General features: G+C 59.9%; 21 protein-coding genes. 15 read left to right on the top strand and 6 right to left on the bottom strand.

The features are described from left to right. Positions 1-36: 36 nt before the first annotated feature. Positions 37-480, bottom strand: coding sequence for a universal stress protein (locus AC0Z8Z_RS22605; RefSeq protein WP_172612707.1), 444 nt, complete (start codon positions 478-480; stop codon positions 37-39). Positions 481-590: 110 nt separating this feature from the next. Between AC0Z8Z_RS22605 and AC0Z8Z_RS22610 the strand changes: the two genes are divergently transcribed. The 7 genes from AC0Z8Z_RS22610 (at position 591) to AC0Z8Z_RS22640 (ending at position 8982) form a co-directional block, all read left to right on the top strand. Continuing rightward, positions 591-1028, top strand: a complete 438-nt coding sequence (locus AC0Z8Z_RS22610; RefSeq protein ID WP_205482881.1) for a hypothetical protein — start codon at positions 591-593, stop codon at positions 1026-1028. 574 nt (positions 1029-1602) lie between these two features. Beyond that, on the top strand, positions 1603-3750 hold the full coding sequence (gene fadB / locus AC0Z8Z_RS22615; RefSeq protein ID WP_485620588.1) for a fatty acid oxidation complex subunit alpha FadB: 2148 nt from the start codon (positions 1603-1605) through the stop codon (positions 3748-3750). A 23-nt stretch (positions 3751-3773) separates the two neighbouring features. Beyond that, on the top strand, positions 3774-4949 hold the full coding sequence (fadA, locus tag AC0Z8Z_RS22620; RefSeq protein WP_485620589.1) for an acetyl-CoA C-acyltransferase FadA: 1176 nt from the start codon (positions 3774-3776) through the stop codon (positions 4947-4949). Positions 4950-5049: 100 nt separating this feature from the next. Then, complete coding sequence (locus tag AC0Z8Z_RS22625) at positions 5050-5286, top strand: DUF1653 domain-containing protein (RefSeq protein ID WP_485620590.1); 237 nt, start codon at positions 5050-5052, stop codon at positions 5284-5286. A 109-nt stretch (positions 5287-5395) separates the two neighbouring features. After that, entirely contained in the window at positions 5396-7999 is a 2604-nt protein-coding gene (gene topA / locus AC0Z8Z_RS22630; RefSeq protein ID WP_485620591.1) for a type I DNA topoisomerase, read from the top strand. A gap of 149 nt (positions 8000-8148) precedes the next feature. Next, positions 8149-8670 (top strand): DUF6586 family protein, encoded by a 522-nt coding sequence (locus AC0Z8Z_RS22635; RefSeq protein WP_485620592.1) that lies wholly within the window; start codon positions 8149-8151, stop codon positions 8668-8670. 75 nt (positions 8671-8745) lie between these two features. Beyond that, entirely contained in the window at positions 8746-8982 is a 237-nt protein-coding gene (locus AC0Z8Z_RS22640) for a hypothetical protein (protein WP_037011193.1), read from the top strand. A 98-nt stretch (positions 8983-9080) separates the two neighbouring features. Here AC0Z8Z_RS22640 and sulA read toward each other — a convergent pair whose 3' ends face one another. Both sulA and lexA read right to left on the bottom strand, forming a co-directional pair. Continuing rightward, positions 9081-9584: an SOS-induced cell division inhibitor SulA gene (sulA, locus tag AC0Z8Z_RS22645; protein ID WP_485620593.1), complete on the bottom strand. Its 504-nt coding sequence runs from the start codon at positions 9582-9584 to the stop codon at positions 9081-9083. Between the two features lie 11 nt (positions 9585-9595). After that, on the bottom strand, positions 9596-10204 hold the full coding sequence (gene lexA, locus AC0Z8Z_RS22650; protein ID WP_065988571.1) for a transcriptional repressor LexA: 609 nt from the start codon (positions 10202-10204) through the stop codon (positions 9596-9598). A 229-nt stretch (positions 10205-10433) separates the two neighbouring features. On the opposite strand from lexA, the gene AC0Z8Z_RS22655 reads away from it, so the two are divergent. The 3 genes from AC0Z8Z_RS22655 (at position 10434) to AC0Z8Z_RS22665 (ending at position 13001) form a co-directional block, all read left to right on the top strand. Beyond that, positions 10434-11144 carry a TetR/AcrR family transcriptional regulator gene (locus AC0Z8Z_RS22655; RefSeq protein ID WP_485620594.1) on the top strand — a complete coding sequence of 237 codons (711 nt, stop codon included), beginning with the start codon at positions 10434-10436 and terminating at the stop codon, positions 11142-11144. A gap of 105 nt (positions 11145-11249) precedes the next feature. Continuing rightward, on the top strand, positions 11250-12251 hold the full coding sequence (gene nagZ, locus AC0Z8Z_RS22660) for a beta-N-acetylhexosaminidase (RefSeq protein ID WP_485620641.1): 1002 nt from the start codon (positions 11250-11252) through the stop codon (positions 12249-12251). A gap of 9 nt (positions 12252-12260) precedes the next feature. Continuing rightward, positions 12261-13001 carry an S-methyl-5'-thioinosine phosphorylase gene (locus AC0Z8Z_RS22665; RefSeq protein WP_485620595.1) on the top strand — a complete coding sequence of 247 codons (741 nt, stop codon included), beginning with the start codon at positions 12261-12263 and terminating at the stop codon, positions 12999-13001. A 378-nt stretch (positions 13002-13379) separates the two neighbouring features. Here AC0Z8Z_RS22665 and AC0Z8Z_RS22670 read toward each other — a convergent pair whose 3' ends face one another. Then, positions 13380-13604: a DUF6555 family protein gene (locus AC0Z8Z_RS22670; RefSeq protein ID WP_037011182.1), complete on the bottom strand. Its 225-nt coding sequence runs from the start codon at positions 13602-13604 to the stop codon at positions 13380-13382. A gap of 260 nt (positions 13605-13864) precedes the next feature. After that, positions 13865-15007: an aldose epimerase family protein gene (locus tag AC0Z8Z_RS22675; protein WP_205482889.1), complete on the bottom strand. Its 1143-nt coding sequence runs from the start codon at positions 15005-15007 to the stop codon at positions 13865-13867. 345 nt (positions 15008-15352) lie between these two features. Between AC0Z8Z_RS22675 and AC0Z8Z_RS22680 the strand changes: the two genes are divergently transcribed. From AC0Z8Z_RS22680 to araH, 5 genes are all read left to right on the top strand, one after another. Continuing rightward, on the top strand, positions 15353-16063 hold the full coding sequence (locus tag AC0Z8Z_RS22680) for a FadR/GntR family transcriptional regulator (protein ID WP_485620596.1): 711 nt from the start codon (positions 15353-15355) through the stop codon (positions 16061-16063). A 76-nt stretch (positions 16064-16139) separates the two neighbouring features. Continuing rightward, the gene (locus AC0Z8Z_RS22685) at positions 16140-17018 is read left to right on the top strand and encodes an SMP-30/gluconolactonase/LRE family protein (protein WP_485620597.1); all 879 of its coding nucleotides are present in this window, start codon (positions 16140-16142) and stop codon (positions 17016-17018) included. Between the two features lie 163 nt (positions 17019-17181). Beyond that, positions 17182-18186 (top strand): substrate-binding domain-containing protein, encoded by a 1005-nt coding sequence (locus AC0Z8Z_RS22690; RefSeq protein ID WP_485620598.1) that lies wholly within the window; start codon positions 17182-17184, stop codon positions 18184-18186. A 93-nt stretch (positions 18187-18279) separates the two neighbouring features. Next, positions 18280-19809, top strand: a complete 1530-nt coding sequence (araG, locus tag AC0Z8Z_RS22695; protein ID WP_485620599.1) for an L-arabinose ABC transporter ATP-binding protein AraG — start codon at positions 18280-18282, stop codon at positions 19807-19809. Between the two features lie 45 nt (positions 19810-19854). Next, entirely contained in the window at positions 19855-20820 is a 966-nt protein-coding gene (gene araH / locus AC0Z8Z_RS22700) for an L-arabinose ABC transporter permease AraH (RefSeq protein WP_065988753.1), read from the top strand. A 72-nt stretch (positions 20821-20892) separates the two neighbouring features. On the opposite strand, the gene AC0Z8Z_RS22705 is transcribed toward araH, so the two are convergent. Continuing rightward, positions 20893-21363, bottom strand: a complete 471-nt coding sequence (locus AC0Z8Z_RS22705; RefSeq protein WP_485620600.1) for a helix-turn-helix domain-containing protein — start codon at positions 21361-21363, stop codon at positions 20893-20895. Between the last annotated feature and the right edge of the window lie 276 nt (positions 21364-21639).

Below are 21639 nucleotides of genomic sequence, written 5' to 3' on the forward strand. Positions count from 1 at the left end.
TTTTTCAAGGGCCGGGCTTTTGTTTGCGGGCCTGGATCAGTCGACGCGCTTGACCAGTCGTACGGCCAGCACGTCGCAGGGTGCGCCGTGCAGAACGTCATTGGCGGTCGAGCCGAGCAGCAAAGAGAGACCGTGCCGGCCGTGGCTACCGACCACGATCAGGTCGACGTGGTGTTCCTTCGCTAGGTTGTGGATTTCCTGACGTGGCTGGCCGTAGGTCAGATGGCTGTCGCCGGTTTTTACGTCAGGGTATTTGCGTTTCAGCGCTTCCAGTTTTTCCTTGGCCTGATCGAACTGCTGTTGTTGCAGCTGCGACAGGTCCATCGGGACATCGCCACCGAACGCCATGGCCATGGGTTCGACGATGTGCACCAGCGACAGCTTGGAGCCGCCGGCCAATGCCAGTGCCATGGCTTTTTTGATCACCGGATCGCACTCTTCAGTGAGGTCCACGGCTACCAGAATATGTACATAGGACATGGGGTTTTCCTTCTGAGGTTTGCGATGGTTTTGATTATGGCTCTTTTCACGCGCCTCTGGCACGCCGATGTGGTCCGCCCGCCGCTTGCCGCCGCGGGGGGCGTACAAATATGACGGTGTGGATAGTTCTGTCAATCATTGCGGTGGTTTTAAGTCCGCTGGTCTGGCTGCGCCCGTCGCGCTCGCAGAGCGGCAGGATGGCCATGCGCATGCAGGCTCGACGCATGGGGCTGGCCATGCAGCTGATTCCCCAGGAGTGGCCGCACTGGCTGCCCACCGAGCCGCCGAGTCCGTGCCCGCAGTATCACCGGCCGCGTACTGCGCGGGAGCCTGATGTCTGGGTGTATTGGCAGAGGGAGCCGGGCGTGTGGGTCAACCAGTGGCGTGAGCCGTGTGAAGATCCGCGCCTGCTCGAGCAGTTCACGACGCTGCCGGCGGACGTCTACAAGGTGGAAGCGGGCAAGCAGCTGATTGCCCTGTACTGGGCCGAGCGTGGCGAGCCAGACGTATTGCAGCACATTGCAGCGGTACTGAAGGCCTTGGCGTAACCCACCCCGATGCCCGAATGACGGGCATTAAAAAGCCCGATAACAACATCGGGCCGGGGTTGGCCAGGCAGGCCGTAATTCAGGTGCGGTGCGGTGCAATGCCGCTCGCCGGGTCACATACTACTTGTTGGCGACCGGTTATATGACCCGTCTTGATGCGCAGTGCGCTGAATGTAGACCTTAATGGTGCATTTGTCTGCTGCGCCGATGTTTATTTCATTCTTCATGTTGACGGCGTTTCCTGCCGCCTTCGTCGACTACCGACTGTTTGCTGCTCCTGTGATCATTGGTTTGAATGGCCCCGTATCAGGCGCGCCTTTTACCTGTGATTTGCCGGTTTTGCCCGCTGTCTGCTCAATTGACAATTGCCGGAATATGGCAGAAGGTAGCCGCACCCAAATCAAACGGGCGTATGAATTGAGCGTTTGCCGCAGGAACGCTCTTACAGACGCTCGAATCGCGTCGCCGGGGTGACTGGCGTCTGGTGTTACGCCTCGACGGCAACGTCGTGCACAGCGCCGGATCTCAGCGTCTGACGCGTAATGTTCAGCTTCCATATCGTGGAGATCAGTTGATGATTTACGAAGGTAAAGCCATCACGGTTAAGGCTCTTGAAAGTGGCATCGTCGAATTGCAGTTCGACCTCAAGGGTGAGTCCGTCAACAAGTTCAACCGTCTCACCCTCAACGACCTCAGTCAGGCCATCGAAGCCATCAAGGCCGACAGCTCGATCAAGGGCGTCATTGTCACCAGCGCCAAGGACGTGTTCATCGTCGGCGCCGACATCACCGAATTCGTCGACAACTTCAAGCTGCCGGACGCTGAACTCGTCGCCGGCAACCTCGAAGCCAACAAGATTTTCAGCGCCTTCGAAGACCTCAACGTACCGACCCTCGCCGCCATCAACGGCATCGCGCTGGGCGGCGGTCTGGAAATGTGCCTGGCCGCTGACTTCCGCGTCATGTCCGCCACCGCCAAGGTCGGCCTGCCGGAAGTCAAACTCGGCATCTACCCGGGCTTCGGCGGCACCGTCCGTCTGCCACGCCTGATCGGTGTCGATAACGCCGTTGAGTGGATCGCGTCCGGCAAAGACAACAGCGCTGAAGACGCACTGAAAGTGGGCGCCGTCGATGCAGTGGTCGCTCCGGGCAAGCTGCAGGAAGCCGCACTGGACCTGATCAAGCGCGCCATCTCCGGCGAGTTCGATTTCAAGGCCAAGCGTCAGCCGAAGCTGGACAAGCTCAAGCTCAATGCCATCGAGCAGATGATGGCCTTCGAAACCGCCAAGGGTTTCGTGGCTGGCCAGGCCGGCCCGAACTACCCGGCGCCGGTCGAAGCCATCAAGACCATTCAGAAAGCCGCCAATTTCGGTCGCGACAAAGCGCTGGAAGTGGAAGCCGCCGGTTTCGTGAAGATGGCCAAGACCTCGGCCGCCGCGAGCCTGATCGGCCTGTTCCTGAACGATCAGGAGCTGAAGAAGAAAGCCAAGGTCTACGACGAAGTCGCCAAGGACGTGAAGCAGGCCGCTGTATTGGGCGCTGGCATCATGGGCGGCGGCATCGCCTATCAGTCGGCTGTCAAAGGCACGCCGATCCTGATGAAAGACATCCGCGAAGAAGCCATCGCGCTGGGCCTGGGCGAAGCATCGAAGCTGTTGGGCAAGCGCGTCGAAAAAGGCCGTCTGACCTCCGCGAAGATGGCCCAAGCGCTTAACGCGATTCGTCCTACGCTGTCCTACGGCGATTTCGGCACCGTCGACCTCGTTGTCGAAGCCGTGGTCGAGAACCCTAAGGTCAAGCAAGCCGTGCTGGCCGAAGTGGAAGGGCAGGTGGGTGAAAACACCATTCTCGCTTCGAACACCTCAACGATTTCCATCAGCTTGCTGGCCAAGGCCCTCAAGCGTCCGGAGAACTTCGTCGGCATGCACTTCTTCAATCCGGTGCACATGATGCCGCTGGTTGAAGTCATCCGTGGCGAGAAGTCCAGCGAAGTCGCCGTGGCGACCACCGTGGCCTACGCCAAGAAGATGGGCAAGAACCCGATCGTGGTCAACGACTGCCCCGGCTTCCTGGTCAACCGCATCCTGTTCCCGTACTTCGGCGGTTTCGCCAAGCTGGTCAGCGCCGGTGTCGACTTCGTACGCATCGACAAGGTCATGGAAAAATTCGGCTGGCCAATGGGCCCGGCGTACCTGATGGACGTGGTCGGCATCGACACCGGTCACCACGGTCGCGACGTCATGGCTGAAGGCTTCCCGGATCGCATGAAGGACGATCGCCGCACTGCCGTCGACGCCTTGTACGACGCCGATCGCCTCGGCCAGAAGAACGGCAAGGGCTTCTACGTCTACGAGACCGACAAGCAGGGCAAGCCGAAGAAAGTGGTCGACGCTTCCGTGCTGGAAGTGCTCAAGCCAGTGATCTACGAGCAGCGTGAGGTCAGCGACGATGACATCATCAACTGGATGATGATCCCGCTCTGCCTCGAGACCGTTCGTTGCCTGGAAGACGGCATCGTCGACACGGCTGCCGAGGCCGACATGGGCCTGATCTACGGCATCGGCTTCCCTCCGTTCCGCGGTGGCGCGCTGCGCTACATCGACTCGATCGGTGTCGCTGAATTCGTGGCCCTGGCTGACCAATACGCTGATCTGGGCGCTCTGTACCACCCCACTGCGAAGCTGCGTGAAATGGCCAAGACCGGCCAACGCTTCTTCGGCTAAGTGCCCAACGAACAGGTGAAGATATGAGCTTGAATCCGAGAGACGTCGTGATTGTCGACTTCGGTCGCACACCGATGGGCCGCTCCAAGGGTGGCATGCACCGCAATACCCGCGCCGAAGACATGTCGGCGCACCTGATCAGCAAATTGCTGGAACGCAATAGCAAGGTCGACCCGGCGGAAGTCGAGGACGTGATCTGGGGCTGCGTCAACCAGACCCTCGAGCAGGGCTGGAACATCGCCCGCATGGCGTCGCTGATGACCCAGATTCCGCACACCTCTGCGGCGCAGACGGTCAGCCGCCTGTGTGGCTCGTCCATGAGTGCGTTGCACACGGCGGCGCAGGCGATCATGAGCAACAACGGTGACGTCTTCGTCATCGGCGGTGTCGAGCACATGGGCCACGTTGGCATGATGCACGGGGTCGACCCGAACCCGCACATGTCGCTGTACGCAGCGAAAGCCTCCGGCATGATGGGCCTGACCGCCGAAATGCTGGGCAAGATGCACGGCATCACCCGTGAGGCCCAGGATGCGTTCGGTGTGCGCTCCCACAGGCTCGCTCAGAAGGCCACGCTGGAAGGGAAGTTCAAGGACGAAATCATCCCGATGCAGGGCTACGACGAGAACGGTTTCCTGAAAATGTTCGACTTCGACGAGACCATTCGTCCGGAGACGACGCTGGAAAGCCTGGCTGCCCTCAAGCCTGCGTTCAACCCGAAAGGCGGTACGGTCACGGCCGGCACCTCGTCGCAGATTACCGACGGTGCGTCGTGCATGATCGTCATGTCCGGCCAGCGCGCCATGGACCTCGGCATCCAGCCCCTGGCGGTGATCCGCTCCATGGCTGTGGCCGGTGTAGACCCTGCAATCATGGGTTACGGACCGGTTCCGGCGACCCAGAAAGCGCTCAAGCGCGCAGGGCTGAGCATCGCCGATATCGACTACTTCGAGCTCAACGAAGCTTTCGCTGCACAGGCCCTGCCGGTGCTGAAAGATTTGAAAGTGCTCGACAAGATGGACGAGAAGGTTAACCTGCACGGCGGCGCCATTGCCTTGGGTCACCCGTTCGGTTGCTCGGGGGCGCGGATTTCCGGCACCTTGCTCAACGTGATGAAGCAGAATGGCGGCACCCTGGGTGTTGCCACCATGTGCATCGGTCTGGGTCAGGGCATCACCACCGTGTTCGAACGCGTCTAAACGGTGTCAGTGTGCGAGCCGGGGCCTGGTGCCCCGGCTTTTGTTTTTTCCGGAAATGTATTTTCGCCACTTTTTTTCTGTCACACCCGAGGTCCCCCGCATGCCGCTACAACCTGGTCTCTACCGTCACTACAAAGGGCCCGAATACCGTGTTATCGGTGTCGCGCGGCACTCGGAGACCGAAGAGGAAGTGGTGTGCTACCAAGCGCTGTACGGCGAATTCGGCCTGTGGGTACGCCCTTTGAGCATGTTTCTGCAGTCAGTTGAGGTTGACGGCGAGCAAGTGCCGCGCTTTGCTTTGGTTAAGGCCGAACCGGATCTTTTTCCCCGGCCCTGAGGCGGCACGTTGCAGCAGCCATTGCTTGACCTCACCTTTCAGCCACTATATATAGCGGGGCCTCGACGGCTCTGACGTCTTTTTTCTCGCATTAGGAATTTTCCGATCCATGGGCAAATCGCTGGTCATTGTGGAATCCCCGGCTAAGGCCAAGACCATCAACAAGTACCTGGGCAACCAGTACGTGGTGAAGTCGAGTATCGGCCATATCCGAGACCTGCCCACCAGCGGTTCGGCTAGCGCCTCCAAAGAGCCTGCTGCCAAGCGCGGCAAGGCCGTGGCCGAAGCGCCCGTGCTGTCGCCCAAGGAAAAGGCCAAGCGTCAGCTCGTGGCGCGCATGGGTGTCGATCCGGAGCACGGCTGGAAAGCCAAGTACGAAATCCTTCCCGGCAAAGAGAAGGTGATCGACGAGTTGCGCCGCCTGGCCAAAGACGCCGACACCATCTATCTCGCGACGGACTTGGACCGCGAAGGGGAAGCCATCGCCTGGCACCTGCGCGAAGCCATTGGTGGCGACGATGCTCGCTACAAGCGCGTGGTCTTCAACGAGATCACCAAGAAAGCCATCCAGGAAGCCTTTTCCAAACCGGGCGAGCTCGACATCGACCGCGTGAATGCCCAGCAGGCACGCCGTTTCCTCGACCGCGTCGTCGGCTACATGGTGTCGCCGCTGCTGTGGCAGAAGATCGCCCGCGGTCTGTCGGCCGGCCGTGTGCAGTCCGTGGCCGTGAAGCTGGTGGTGGAGCGCGAGCGTGAAATCCGTGCGTTCAACCCGGAAGAGTACTGGGAGATCCACGCGGACCTCGGCACCGCCAAGGGCGCCAACGTTCGCTTTGAAGTTGCCCGCGAAAAAGGCGAAGCCTTCAAACCGCTGAACGAAGCGACTGCCATGGCGGCGCTGGAGAAGCTCAAGGCCTCGGCCTACAGCATCAGCAAGCGTGAAGACAAACCGACCAGCAGCAAGCCGTCGGCACCCTTCATCACGTCCACGCTGCAGCAGGCTGCGAGCAACCGCCTGGGCTACGGCGTGAAGAAAACCATGATGATGGCCCAGCGTCTGTACGAAGCCGGCTACATCACCTACATGCGTACTGATTCGACCAACCTGTCGGCGGACGCAGTGGCCATGGCCCGCACCTACATCGAAACCGAGTTCGGCAAGAAGTACCTGCCGGAATCGCCGATCGTCTACAGCAGCAAGGAAGGCGCGCAAGAGGCTCACGAAGCGATTCGCCCCTCCGACGTCAACACGCACCCGAGCAAGCTGACCGGCATGGAGCGTGATGCCGAGCGTCTGTACGAACTGATCTGGCGCCAGTTTGTGGCCTGCCAGATGCCGCCTGCGCAATACCTGTCGACCACTGTCAGCGTGGCGGCTGGCGATTTCGAGCTGCGCGCCAAGGGCCGCATCCTCAAGTTCGACGGCTACACCCGCGTGCTGCCTCAGATGAGCAAGCCTGGCGATGACGACGTCCTGCCGGACATGGCTCAAGGCGACAAGCTAAAGCTGATCAAGCTTGATCCGAGTCAGCACTTCACCAAGCCGCCCGCGCGTTATTCGGAAGCGAGCCTGGTCAAGGAAATGGAAAAACGCGGCATCGGTCGTCCATCGACTTATGCGGCGATCATTTCGACGATTCAGGACCGTGGTTACGTGGCCCTGCACAACCGTCGTTTCTATTCGGAAAAGATGGGCGATATCGTCACAGAGCGTTTGTCTGAAAGCTTCTCGAATCTGATGGACTACGGCTTCACCGCCGGCATGGAAGAGAACCTCGACGACGTGGCCCACGGGCAGCGCGACTGGAAGAACGTCCTCGACGAGTTCTACGGTGACTTCAAGAAGAAACTTGAAGTAGCTGAAGCCCCCGACAGCGGTATGCGCGCCAATCAGCCCGTGATGACTGACATCCCGTGCAAGGTCTGCGGTCGCCCGATGCAGATTCGTACGGCGTCCACCGGCGTATTCCTTGGTTGCTCGGGCTACAGCCTGCCGCCGAAAGAGCGCTGCAAGGCCACCGTCAACCTCACGCCGGGCGACGAAATCGCCGACGACGATGAGGGCGAGTCCGAATCCCGCGTGCTGCGTGGCAAGCACCGTTGCCCGATCTGCAGCACCGCGATGGACGCCTACCTGCTGGATGAGAAGCACAAGTTGCACATCTGCGGCAACAACCCGGACTGCTCGGGTTACGAGATCGAAGAGGGCACTTACCGCATCAAGGGCTATGAAGGCCCGAGTGTCGAGTGCGACAAGTGCGGCGGCGAGATGCAGCTAAAGACCGGCCGTTTTGGCAAGTTTTTCGGCTGCACCAACTGCAAAAACACCCGTAAATTGCTGAAGAGCGGTGAAGCGGCACCGCCGAAGATGGACCCGGTGAAAATGCCGGAGCTCAAATGCGAGAAGGTCGACGACACCTACATCCTGCGCGATGGTGCTTCGGGCCTGTTCCTGGCAGCCAGCCAGTTCCCGAAAAACCGCGAGACCCGTGCGCCCCTGGTCATGGAGATCGCGCCGCACAAGGACGAGATCGATCCGAAGTATCACTTCCTCTGTGAAGCGCCGAAGAAGGACCCCGACGGTCGTCCAGCGGTGATCCGCTACAGCCGCAAGTCCAAGGAGCAGTACGTGCAGACCGAAGTGGAAGGCAAGCCCACCGGCTGGCGTGCGTTCTACGACGGCGGCAAGTGGAAGGTCGAGGACAAGCGTTGATCGTTTGATCTCGATCCGACTGGTCAGCCTCGACGCTTTGCGTTAAAAGAATCCCTCGGCGTGCATGTACGCTCCGAGGGATTTTTTTGTCTGCGGCTAACCGCTGCGGGCAGGCTGGCGATTCACTCATCTCTACAGAGGCCACCGTTATGGCTCACGAACTCTATACCCGCACCAACCAAAAGCTCTTCTTCGCAGGCCTGGCACTGGAAGCGATGGCCAAGGCCAGGGACAGCCGCGCGATGAACGCCCAGGGGCTTGAGCAGGCGGAGCGTGAGTCGGCGATCTTTCATCTCTACGGCGCATTGCTCGGGCTCTGCCACGAGATTGCCGGATTCTACCGGCTGCCACAGGCCAGCACGCCCCGTGCAGAGGATCTGCTGTCGCCAAAAGTATTGGAAGCCATCGCCATTCCGGAAATGGGGGAGCTGGTGGAACTGGCCCAACACCGCGAGACCTGGCTGGCGCAGCTGCTGGCTTCGTACCATAAGTTGTATTTGCCTCCGAGCGCGCCGCGCAAACCCAAGGGTGACGTCACCCAGCCATTGATCATCGCAGTGGGGGCGGACGAAGAGCCTGAGCAGGCATTGACGCGCGAAGAGATGGAAGCCTGGCGCCAGCAGCTCAAAGGCCTGGCAATCCGGTTCAGGGAAGGGCTGAGCGAGTGCTGATGCAGAGTGATCGATGGGCTAGGGACTGAGTCCTCTGGCTGTTACAATGCCGGCCTTTCGTGGAGAACTGCACTGATGCCAACTTCGTTTCTGGAAATTGTTGAACTGCCTGACGGCCGCATCGAATTGCGCCGCGCCGAAGACGAAGGTTCACTCGTCACGCTGAACTTCTCCGAAGACGCCAAGGCGTTCCTGCAGGGTCAGCACGTTGAAGTCGCCAAGGCGATGCTCAGCGTCGGTGTGCAGATGGCAGGCCGTCTGGCCGAAGGAGAGTTGACCAAGGATGAAGAAGGGCCGCGCGTGCTGCATTGATTCTCGGGATCTGCAGCTCGCCCACACGCCATCTCGCTTCTCGATTCGCAAGAAGCGCCTTTACGCACTAAATACCCTGAATAGTTTCGCGAACGTGCTCAGCCCAGACGAATGTTGAGGCTCTGCGCATCGCCGATGCGTGCTGCGCTTGCCAGTTGCTGGCGCGCACCGCCTGACAGGGAATTGATCCAGCTGACCACCGTATGGCTCCGGCCCAGGCGCAAGACCTCACGGGTGAGTTCCAGCGCACTCTGAGTCCCGCGCGGGTGCATCAGAATAATACGTTCCCGATTCAGACCCGCGTCACGCAGCCATGCCTGGGTCACGCTGGCGGGGGGTGCTATCAGCGTCAGCCAGCGATCGTTGGTGTCCTGGCTCAACTCGCGCAGGATCGGCGCCAGCAGGTTGAGGCAGTTCCCGGCAGCGCCGCGCAATGACAATTCACTAAAGGCTTCTGGTTCGTTGCTCCAGGGCGACTCTGCAATCTCTGCCAGCGTCGGGACCTGCAACAGCGGAACGTCGAGCATGGGCACGCCGGGCGCCATAAATGCTTCGAACAGTGGCAGCTGTGCATGTTGTTGCGGTGTCTGTGGGAACTGCATCTACGTTCTCCTTATCGACGAATCACGCCGACGCTCAAGCCTTCAATGACAAGATCCTGATCTTTGAGATTCACTTCGATCGGTGCGAAGTCGGCGTTCTCGGCCAGCAACCAGACCTTGTTACCCTCACGCTTGAAGCGTTTAACCGTCACTTCGTCACCGATGCGCGCCACAACGATCTGGCCGTTGCGTGCTTCGCGGGTGGTGTGAACGGCCAGCAGGTCGCCGTCGAGAATCCCGACGTCCTTCATGCTCATCCCGTGCACCCGCAGCAGGTAATCTGCACTCGGATGAAAGAAGGCCGGGTTGATGGCGAGGGATTCTTCGATGTGCTGCTGGGCCAGGATCGGCGCGCCGGCTGCAACGCGGCCGATGATCGGCAGACCGCTGTCATCGGGTTTGGCTTCGAAGCCCGGAATACGAATGCCGCGGGAGGCACCCGGGGTCATTTCGATGGCGCCTTTGCGGGCAAGTGCTTTCAAGTGTTCTTCGGCGGCGTTGGGCGACTTGAACCCCAACTCCTGAGCGATTTCAGCGCGGGTGGGCGGGTAGCCGTTGTCTTCGAGGCAGCGCTTGATGAAGTCCAGAATCTCGGCTTGGCGTGACGTCAGTTTGATCATGTGCATCGCTCTGGCTTTTTATACAGTGACTGGGATTATATACAGTGCTTGGGTCTTGGCAACGGGCCTTTTCGCCACGCCTGCATTGCGCCTCATCCCTGGATGGCTACAGGCCCCGGTTTATATGGTTAAATGCCCGTGACTGCCGGGACACAAAGCAGGTGCTAAGGGTTGACAGTGCCGTGTATGAAACGTATGTTTCAAACACTTGTTTGTCAGGCGTTGAACCATGGCTCAGTCGGAAACAGTTGAACGAATCCTCGATGCAGCGGAGCAGCTGTTTGCCGAGAAGGGTTTTGCCGAAACCTCGTTGCGGCTGATCACCAGCAAGGCGTCAGTCAATCTGGCCGCGGTGAATTACCACTTTGGCTCAAAGAAGGCCCTCATTCAGGCCGTATTCTCGCGCTTCCTCGGGCCGTTCTGCGTCAGTCTCGATCGCGAGCTGGAGCGCCGCCAGGCCAAGCCTGAAAACAAACCTACCCTCGAAGAGCTGCTCGAGATTCTCGTCGAGCAGGCGTTAGTCGTTCAGCCGCGCAGCGGCAATGACCTGTCCATCTTCATGCGCCTGCTTGGCCTTGCATTCAGCCAGAGCCAGGGCCACTTACGGCGTTATCTCGAAGACATGTACGGCAAGGTATTCCGTCGTTACATGCTGCTGGTCAACGAAGCGGCGCCGCGCATTCCTCCCATCGAGTTGTTCTGGCGGGTCCATTTCATGTTGGGCGCTGCTGCGTTCAGCATGTCCGGTATCAAGGCCCTGCGCGCCATCGCCGAGACCGATTTCGGTGTCAACACGTCCATCGAGCAAGTCATGCGCCTGATGGTGCCATTCCTCGCGGCCGGCATGCGCGCCGAAACGGGTGTCACCGATAACGCCATGCTCACCGCGCAACTCAGGCCCCGGACCAAAACCTCGACACCGGTGCCTGCCAAGGTCTGAGGCGCGTCACCGGCTGGCGGTGGCGTAATTTGCATCACATCCTTCGATCCCTCACCATGCCGGCTTGAGCATTGGTTGTTGAAGGATCTTCCTATGAGTTCTGGCCTGCAAGGCTCCCTGATGGTGGACGTCGCCGGTACCTGGCTGACCTCCGAAGACCGTCAGTTTCTGCGTCAGCCCGAAGTGGGCGGCCTGATCATTTTCGCGCGCAACATAGAGAGCCCACGGCAAGTGCGTGAGCTTTGTGCCTCCATTCGCGCCATTCGTCCCGAGTTGTTATTGGCTGTCGACCAGGAGGGCGGCCGCGTGCAGCGCCTGCGCCAGGGTTTTGTCCGGTTGCCGCCAATGCGCGCCATTGCCGGTCATCCCAATGCCGAAAACCTCGCCGAACATTGTGGCTGGCTGATGGCTACCGAAGTCCTGGCAGTAGGGCTGGACCTTAGCTTTGCGCCGGTGCTGGATCTGGATTACCAGCGCAGTGCGGTCGTTGGCACCCGGTCGTTTGAAGGCGACCCTGAGCGGGCGGCGTTACTGGCCGGCGCTTTTATCCGGGGCATGAACGCGGCGGGCATGGCGGCCACGGGCAAGCATTTCCCGGGTCATGGTTGGGCCGAAGCGGACTCCCATGTGGCTATCCCCAACGACGAGCGCAGCCTGGAAACGATCCGCGCCAACGACCTGGTGCCCTTTCAGCGCCTGAGCAAACACTTGGCAGCGGTCATGCCTGCCCACGTCATCTATCCCCAGGTCGATTCGCAGCCAGCGGGCTTTTCCCGCCGCTGGTTGCAGGACATCTTGCGCGGCGAGCTGGGATTCGATGGGGTGATCTTCAGCGATGACCTGTCGATGGCCGGCGCCCATGTGGTGGGTGATGCCGCGAGCCGCATCGAGGCGGCGCTTACCGCCGGTTGTGACATGGGCCTGGTGTGCAACGACCGCGCTGCAGCTGAGCTGGCGTTGAGTGCCGCGCAGCGCTTGAAAGTCTCGCCTCCTGCGGCGCGACTTCACAGAATGCGCGGGCAGGGCATGGCGTCCACCGAATACCGGCAGCACCCCCGCTGGCTGGCAGCGCTGACCGCACTGCGCGCTGCTCAACTGATCGAATAAGGAACTCCCATGACTGTTTACGCGATTATCGGCGGCACTGGCTTGACCCAGCTCGACGGGCTGACGATCCGTCAATCCCTGGCGGTGAATACGCCTTACGGCGCGCCGTCCTGCGATATCCATTTGGGCGAGTATGCCGGCCGCGAGGTGATGTTTCTGGCCCGTCACGGGCACCCGCACCGCTTTCCGCCACACAAGGTCAACTACCGCGCCAACATCTGGGCGCTGAAGCAGGCCGGGGCCGAAGCGATTCTGGCGGTCAACGCCGTAGGCGGAATCCACCCTGACATGGGCACCGGCCATTTCTGCGTGCCCCATGATCTCGTGGATTACACCAGCGGTCGCGATCACACGTTCTTTGCCGATGATCTGGAGCACGTGACCCACATCGATTTCAGCTTCCCCTACAGCGCGCCGTTACGGGCTCGGCTGATCGCGGCACTGGCTGCCGAGGGCTGCGCCCACAGCGATTTCGGCGTGTACGCCTGCACTCAGGGCCCGCGCCTGGAAACCGTGGCGGAGATCGCGCGACTGCAGCGTGATGGTTGCGACATCGTCGGCATGACCGGCATGCCGGAAGCGGCCCTGGCCCGTGAGCTTGAACTGGAATATGCCTGTCTGGCGCTGGTCGTCAACCCGGCTGCCGGCAAGTCGGCGGCAGTGATCACAATGGCCGAAATCGAGCAGGCTTTGCACGACGGAATCGGCAAGGTCAAGGCAACACTGGCAAGGGTGCTTAGCGCCGCTTGATGCAGGAACATGTCGGTCTGGCAGGGGCTTTTCTTGAGCGCTGGCTAGGCCGGGGAGGGCAGCAAAGTCAACGCCATTTCGTTGAAAAAGTTGTCCACGGAAAGCGTGAATATCTCTGTGGATAAGTTTCTGTAAGCCTGTAGTTGCAAGGCCTTAGCTGCAATGGTTGTTTAATGATCAGGTTTGCCAATGGCGCCGATGCAGCAGGTTAATCGTCAGAATTCTCTTCGAATCGGGCCGGAACGGTGGGAAGTAAAGCGAGGGGGGCGCTCAGGCGGCGGGTGCCCGGCAGCGCATCAGGAATGGCGCGCTGCCAGAGCAAGTTTCCGTAGGGAAAAGTCAGATATCACATCACGAGAAGGAAGCCTGATCGGCGGATCAGGATTCAGCCCACTCAACATCGGTCAAGCCCAGTTGCTCGGCTTTTGGCTTGGTAACCTTCGGAACGCGATCCGAGCGGTATTTTGGAATCTGACCAAACCCGGCATCCACAGAGGCCCAATGCCAGGCAGATGCGTTGTCCATGGCTTCAGCGCTGATGTAGAAGCTTTTGTAGCTGCCGTGCAGCAGGTAATCGATTCTGAAATGCTTGTACTGTGCCACGCTTGCAAACCTCCCTATCAGTCACTCTCTTTGTAACTGAGTCGTCACCGCCGGGAAAATTCACTCGAAATTCTCGTTCTAAGCCAAATGGTTAGCTTTAGTACAGAACGATGAGCGAACCGTCGACCACCCTTGCAAATGAGTGGCAAACCCCCGGTTTTGAGCGGTTGCAGCGACACTCTGGCTGCATGAAGCACAGAGCGATGCGGCAGTGACGACCCTTCACGTCGTCCTGCCGCCCCGTTTTCACACCCAAATGGTTACTTGTTCAGGAATTTGAACACAGTGGTCTGGGTGTAGGCCTTACCCGGTTCCAGGCGAGTCGAAGGGAAGGCGGGCTGGTTCGGCGAGTCCGGGTAGTGCTGGGTTTCCAGCGTGAATGCGCCCCAGTGCGGATAGATCTTGCCGCCCTTACCTTTGACGGTGCCGTCGAGGAAGTTGCCTGTGTACAGCTGGACGCCGGGCTCGGTGGTAAACAGCTGCAAACGACGACCCGACTTCGGATCGACCACGTCCGCTGCCAGATTCGACAGCTTGCCTTTGGTGTCGAGCACCCAGTTATGGTCGTAGCCGCCCTGGGTCGCTTCGGCGAACTTGAGCTGCTGGTTGTCTTCACGGATGCGCTTGCCGAAGGCGACGGGTTTGAGGAAGTCAAACGGTGTGCCGGCCACTGGCGGCAGCTCACCGGTCGGGATCAGCGTCTCGTTGACCGGCGTGTAATGCGCAGCATGCACCACCGCCACCTGATCCAGAATGTCGCCGTTACCCGCGCCTGCCAGGTTGAAGTAACTGTGGTTGGTGAGGTTGAGGACGGTCGGTTTGTCCGTCGTCGCGTGGTACTGAATGCGCAACTCGTTCTTGTCGTTCAGGCTATAGGTGACTTCGGTTTTCAGCGTACCGGGGAAACCCATCTCGCCATCGATCGAGACGTACGTCAGCTTGACCCCGACCGAGCCTTTGTCCTTGACCTCTTCGGCCTTCCAGATCTGCTTGTCGAAGCCTTTCGGGCCGCCATGCAGGGAGTTGGTCTTGTCATTCAGCGGCACCTGATAGCTTTTGCCATCCAGGGAGAACTTGCCGCCCGCCAGGCGATTGCCAAAGCGGCCAATGGTGGCGCCGAAAAATGCGGTCCCTTTGACGTAGCCGTCCACGTCATCGAAGCCCAGAACCACGTCTTCAGCCTTGCCGTGCTTGTCTGGCACCAGCAGCGACTGCAACGTGCCGCCGTATGTGATGACGGTGGCTTGCATGCCCTTGCTGTTACGCAAGGTGTATTTCTCGACCGGCGTGCCATCGGCGAGTTTACCGAAAGCACCGTGTTCAGTGGACAGCCCGGCGGCGTGCACGTGCAGGGCCGCGGCCATCAGCGACAGGCCCAGGGCAGGGATAAGCGTCTTTCTCATTGCGTCGATCCTTTTGTTTTTATAGGCGTGTTGTTGTGAGTATTTCGGGGGTGTTGCCCCAAGGCATCAGCCTCATTGCTCGAAGCGCTACCGCCAAGCAGTACGTCAATGGCCTGGATTTAGCGATTGGTCATACTATTCAGCCTGGAAGGCCCCGATATTTCGACTTATAGATCAAAAGCACTCGCTTTAAAAATAAATTGTAATACTATTTGGCGAAAGGCAGTGTCTGTCCTGACGCGGGAAGGTCTAGTCCAGAATCGCCCGCCTGTACAGGCGATTGACGCCTAATCGTATGATCATTAGCCTCGATTCGCGGAACACACCGCAAACAGGGGCGGATCAATGAGCAGCAGTTTTCATGCGTCGACGGTAGACCGCCTGGGGGCCTGGATTGCTCAAGGCAACGTGATGCCGGGGCAGTCGCTGAAGGTTGAAGCGGCGTTGGGTGAAGAGTTCGGGGTCAGCCGGACGGTGATTCGCGAGGCCATCAAGACCTTGGTCGCCAAGGGGTTGCTGGAAGTCGGGCCCAAGGTGGGCACGCGGGTATTGCCAGTACGCGCCTGGAATCTGTTTGACCCGCAGGTCGTGGGCTGGCTAGCGGCAAAAGGTCTGCCGACCAGTTTTGTGCTGGACCTGCTGGATTTGAGACGCGCCATTGAACCGATGGCGGTGCGATGGGCGTGTGAAAGGGCGACACCGGAGCAAATTGCCGGGATTCAGGCAGCCTATGCGCAGCTTGCGGCCAGCGTCGCCGACTTCGGCGATTACAACGCTGCGGATCAACGCTTCCATGAAGCGGTGCTGGCGGCGAGTCACAACCAGTTTATCGAGCAGATGCTGCCGGCACTGGGTGCTCTGCTGGCGATTTCGTTTGAAGTGTCATCGGCGGTGCCCGGCGAGCTGGGCAGAACCTTGCCGTTGCACAAGGATCTGGCGGACGCCATTGCGAACCGGGATTCGGCGCGGGGTGTATGGGCCTGCATGAGTCTGATCGAAAACGCTGGTGAAGTGATCGCGCGTTCACGGGAACAACCGCTGTCGCGCTATTCCTGAGCAGGCACGTTTGACGTTTTAGAGGTGAGCTTTTTGAGTGGCTCACAGACCTACAATAATAAGCAGGAAACCTTCCATGAAATGGCTGCCGGTCTGTGACCAGCGTTTCAAATTGGCCGAAGGGCCGTTCTGGGACCATGCCCATCAGGCGTTGTACTGGGTCGATATCGCCGGCTTCCGTGCGCTGCGCCTTCACGCCGGCAAGCTGTCCCACTGGCAGTTCAGCGAACCGGTCTCCGCCTTCATACCTACCACGACAGGCGATGCACTGGTCACCCTCGCCAGCGGGGTCCACCGTCTCGACCTCGATTCCCCGTCCCATCAGCCTGTTATTTCTCTGCTCTGCGCCGCTGACCCTGTGGCCGGCAACCGTGCCAACGAAGCCCGTTGCGACCGGCACGGCCGGCTGTGGCTGGGGACCATGCAGAACAACCTGGACGAGGGGGGCGGTGACCTGCCGATCGAGCGTCGCTCCGGCGGACTTTACCGCGTCGACGGCGATGCCTCAGTCGCGCCTTTGCTCAGTGGGCAAGGCATCGTCAACACCCTGGTCTGGCCGGAGAACGATGCAGCGGTACTGACCGCAGACACCCTGGACGGCGTGATCTATCGTTACCCGATCAACGACGATCACTCTTTGGGCGACCGCGAGGTCTGGGCCCATGAGCATTCGCGCGGTGCCCCCGATGGCTCGGCGATGGACGAAGATGGTTTTGTCTGGAACGCCCGCTGGGGGGGTGGCTGCCTGATCCGTTTTGGCCCCGATGGCAGCGTTGATCGGGTCGTCGAGTTGCCGGTCAGTCACCCGACCAGTTGCGTGTTCGGCGGGCCGGACATGACCACGTTATTCGTCACCAGCGCGCGGCCTGCAGAAGGCGCGCTGGAGCTGGATGGATCTGTGATTCAGATGAAAATGGGCATCAAGGGCATGCCCTCGCATCGCTTTGCGGGGTGAGCCAAACCCTGTGCGGTAGAGGTGTGACACTCGGTTACATAGGCTTCATTGATAATATGATATGACTGTTTTCAGTCGGTCGGCCTGCGTTGTTCCAGCTGCATTCCGTCCCGACACTCACTGCTGAACGCTGTAGCTAGTCAATAAAAATAAGGAGTTAGCTATGTTGAGTCGCCACGGGATTCGTTCCCTGTGCTGTGCTGCTGTTGCCACCGCCATCCTGGGCATGAGCGGCGGTGTATCCGCCGCTGATAAGGTCAAGATCGGCTTCCTGGTCAAACAGGCTGAAGAGCCCTGGTTCCAGACCGAATGGGCCTTCGCTGAAAAAGCCGGCCAGGAACACGGTTTTGAAGTGATCAAAATTGCCGTTCCCGACGGTGAGAAAACCCTCTCCGCCATCGACAGCCTCGCCGCCAACGGCGCCAAAGGGTTTGTCATCTGCCCGCCTGATGTTTCCCTCGGCCCGTCCATCGTCGCCAAAGCCAAAGCCAATGACATGAAAGTGATGGCCGTCGACGACCGTTTTGTCGACGCCAAAGGCAAGTTCATGGAAGACGTGCCGTACCTGGGCATGGCCGCGTTCGAAGTCGGCCAGAAACAGGGCGCGGCCATGGCCGACGAAGCGAAGAATCGCAAGTGGGACTGGAAAGAAACCTACGCGATCATCAACACCTACAACGAGCTCGACACCGGCAAGAAGCGCACCGACGGTTCGGTGGATGCGTTGAAGAAAGCCGGTTTGCCTGAGGATCACATCCTCTTCGCGCCGCAGAAAACCCTCGACGTGCCGGGCAGCATGGACTCCACCGGTGCGGCCCTGCCGAAACTGCCAAGCGGGGCGAAAAACCTCATCATCGGCGGCATGAACGACAACACCGTTCTGGGCGGCGTGCGCGCCACAGCGGGTGCTGGCTTCACCGCGGCCAACGTGATCGGCATCGGCATCAACGGCACTGACGCTATCGATGAGCTGAAGAAGAAGGAAAGCGGCTTCTTCGGATCGATGCTGCCCAGCCCCGACAAAGAAGGCTACAACACCGCCCTGCAGATGTACGAGTGGGTCACCACCGGCAAAGAACCTGCGAAATACACCGCGATGGACGACGTGACGCTGATCACCCGCGCCAACTTCAAGGACGTGCTGACCAAGATCGGTCTGTACAAGTAACCGCGGCAGTCGAGTCGGGACGCCTGAAAATCAGGCGGATATCTGCGAGGCCCCGTCCCACCCGGCAAGGGTGGGGCAGGGTGGAGGTGGTTCATGCAACAGGCATCGGTTCAGCAACAGGTTCAGCACGGCGGCAGCCTGCGTTTCAACGGGATCGGTAAAACCTTCCCCGGTGTGAAGGCACTGTCGGACATCAATTTCGAAGCTCGGCCAGGCAGCGTTCATGCGCTGATGGGCGAGAACGGCGCGGGTAAATCGACGCTGCTGAAAATCCTCGGCGGCTCGTACCAGCCCAACAGCGGCGATCTGCAGATCGGCGATCAGCACCTGGCGTTCAAATCAACCGCTGACAGCATCGCGGCCGGCGTCGCGGTGATTCACCAGGAACTGCACTTGGTCCCGGAAATGTCGGTGGCGGAAAACCTGCTGCTCGGTCACATGCCCAATCGCTGGGGCATGATCAACCGTCGGGCCATGGTCCGACGCGCGAGGGAGCTGCTCAAAGGTCTGGCCGACGAGATCGACCCGAACACGCGCCTGGGTGATCTCTCCCTGGGTCAGCGGCAATTGGTGGAAATCGCCAAGGCCATGTCGCGCAACGCCCATGTGATTGCGTTCGACGAACCCACCAGCAGCCTGTCGGCGCGCGAGATCGATCGTCTGATGGCGATCATCACCCGGCTGCGGGATGAAGGCCGGGTCATTCTCTACGTGTCTCACCGCATGGAAGAAATCTTCCGCGTGTGTGACGCCGTCACCGTGTTCAAGGATGGGCGCTTCGTGCGCACCTTCGAGGACATGGCTGATCTGGACCATGACCGCCTCGTGACCTGTATGGTTGGGCGCGACATCCAGGACATCTACAACTATCGGCCGCGCCAGCATCAGGGGCCGAGCCTGCGAGTGACTGGCCTGATGGGCCCCGGTTTGCAGGAGCCCGTCAGTTTTGCCGTGGAGAAGGGGGAGATCCTTGGCTTCTTCGGGCTGGTCGGCGCCGGTCGGACCGAGATGTTTCGCATGCTGTCGGGGCTGACGCGCAGTCAGGCCGGGGCCTTGCAACTGGAGGGCAAGCCGCTGAACCTGCGTTCACCGCGCGACGCCATCGACGCCGGCATTCTGCTGTGCCCGGAAGACCGCAAAAAAGAAGGCATCGTGCCGCTGTCCAGTGTCGCCGAGAACATCAACATCGGTGCGCGCCCTCGCCATGTCAGCCTGGGCTGCCTGATTCAGGGCCGCTGGGAGCGTGACAACGCCCGGCACCAGATCAAGTCGATGAACGTCAAGACGCCTTCGCCCGAACAGCAAATGCTGTTTCTATCGGGCGGCAATCAGCAGAAGGCCATTCTGGGCCGCTGGCTGTCGATGCCGATGAAGGTGCTCTTGCTGGATGAGCCCACCCGGGGCATCGACATCGGCGCCAAATCCGAGATCTACCAGATCATCCACAACCTCGCCGCCGATGGCATTGCGGTCATTGTGGTGTCCAGCGACCTGATGGAGGTCATGGGCATTTCCGATCGGATTCTGGTGATGAGTGAAGGCGCCATCACCGGCGAATTGTCCCGCGAAGAGGCCAATGAGCAGCGTCTTCTGCAACTGGCATTGCCGCGTACGCGCGGTTGAACCTGGCTATGAAAACTGGCTATGAAAAATAAGAACGAGGTGCGTATGTCTACCGAATCCAGCCTGACGGCTCCCCGCCAAGGCATGAACCTGCGTCGATTCGTCGACGACTGGGCCATGCTCATGGCCGCCCTGGGCATCTTTGTGCTCTGTGCGCTTTTGATCGACAACTTCATGTCACCGCTGAATATGCGTGGTCTGGGCCTGGCGATTTCCACCGTTGGTATTGCCGCCTGCACCATGCTGTACTGCCTGGCGTCAGGGCATTTCGACCTGTCGGTCGGTTCGGTGCTGGCGTGCTCAGGCGTCATTGCCGGGATCGTCATACGTGACACCGACAGCGTGTTTCTGGGCGTATCGGCGGCGCTGGCCATGGGCTTGCTGGTCGGGCTGATCAACGGCATCGTCATCGCCAAGCTGCGCATCAACGCGCTGATCACCACGCTGGCGACCATGCAGATTGTGCGGGGGCTGGCGTACATCTTCTCCAACGGTAAAGCCGTGGGCGTCGGCGACGAGGCCTTCTTCGTGTTCGGTAACGGTCAGCTGTTCGGCGTGCCGGTGCCGATTCTGATCACCATCGTCTGCTTTATCTTCTTCGGCTGGCTGTTGAACTACACCACCTACGGACGCAACACCCTGGCCATCGGCGGCAACCAGGAAGCGGCGCTTCTGGCTGGCGTACACGTTGACCGGACCAAGATCATCATCTTTGCCGTGCACGGTTTGATCGGCGCGCTGGCTGGCGTGGTGCTGGCCTCGCGCATGACCTCGGGTCAGCCGATGATCGGCCAGGGCTTTGAGCTGACGGTGATTTCTGCGTGCGTACTGGGCGGGGTGTCCCTGAGCGGCGGCATCGGCATGATTCGCCACGTGATCGCAGGGGTGTTGATTCTGGCAATCATCGAGAACGCCATGAACCTGAAGAACATCGACACGTTTTACCAATACGTGATCCGCGGCACGATCCTGCTGCTGGCGGTGATCATCGACCGGTTGAAGCGTCGCTGATTCGGGGGCGTCTGTACTGCGCTGTGTGAGGAGGGCCTCTCCCCACACAGCCTCATCTCCTACCATGCCGCTTTACACCAGCTTCGAGGTCTCGAAGATCAACTTCATCGTGGCCTGGGCCAGCGACTGCGCTTCAACCCGGATCGTTTCCAGCTGCACATTTGCTTCGCTGAACCGAGCATCGTGGTTGCGCACTTCGATGAGTTGCGTCAACTGCAGCGAAGCCTCAATGAGGCCGTATAAATTACGGTGCAGCTGATGGGTGACTTTGGTGAGATGGGGGTATACGTCCGGCGGTTCCTCAGGATCTATCACCGATGCTCTGTTCACTGCGTTCGGCGATGCCCTGTTGCCACTCATGACGTAGTTCAGGTCGACACCGGCCTCGGCGATGCGCAGCAGATAATCGGCCTTCGGCGACCGGGTGCCGTTCTCGTAATTGCCCTGTGCGTTGGTCTCGACGCCGCCAATAGCGCCTAATGCGCTCTGTGACAGCTTCAGTCTGTTGCGTTCCTGCCTGAGTCGCAGGCCAATGCCTTTCATGTGCTCAACTCCGTTTGAGGATCCCTGAGGTCAAGCAGCTGAATGCGAATTCATGGACCGACTCGGCGGGAGGATGAGCAGATCAACGCAAACGGGTGCGGCTTAAGAGATTTGTCTATTCATACAGGACCAGACAATACCGTCATTCGGTTTGAATGTGGATCCGAAAATAGCGTGTTGTAGGAATTTTCTCAAACAGTTGTATTACAACCATTCGAACGAAGGACTTGGGTAGGACCGGTGGGCTTTATGGATAGTGGCGTGAAGGAGGTGCGC

The sequence above is a fragment of the Pseudomonas sp. 1L-C-7-B-C1 genome (genome assembly GCF_057291635.1).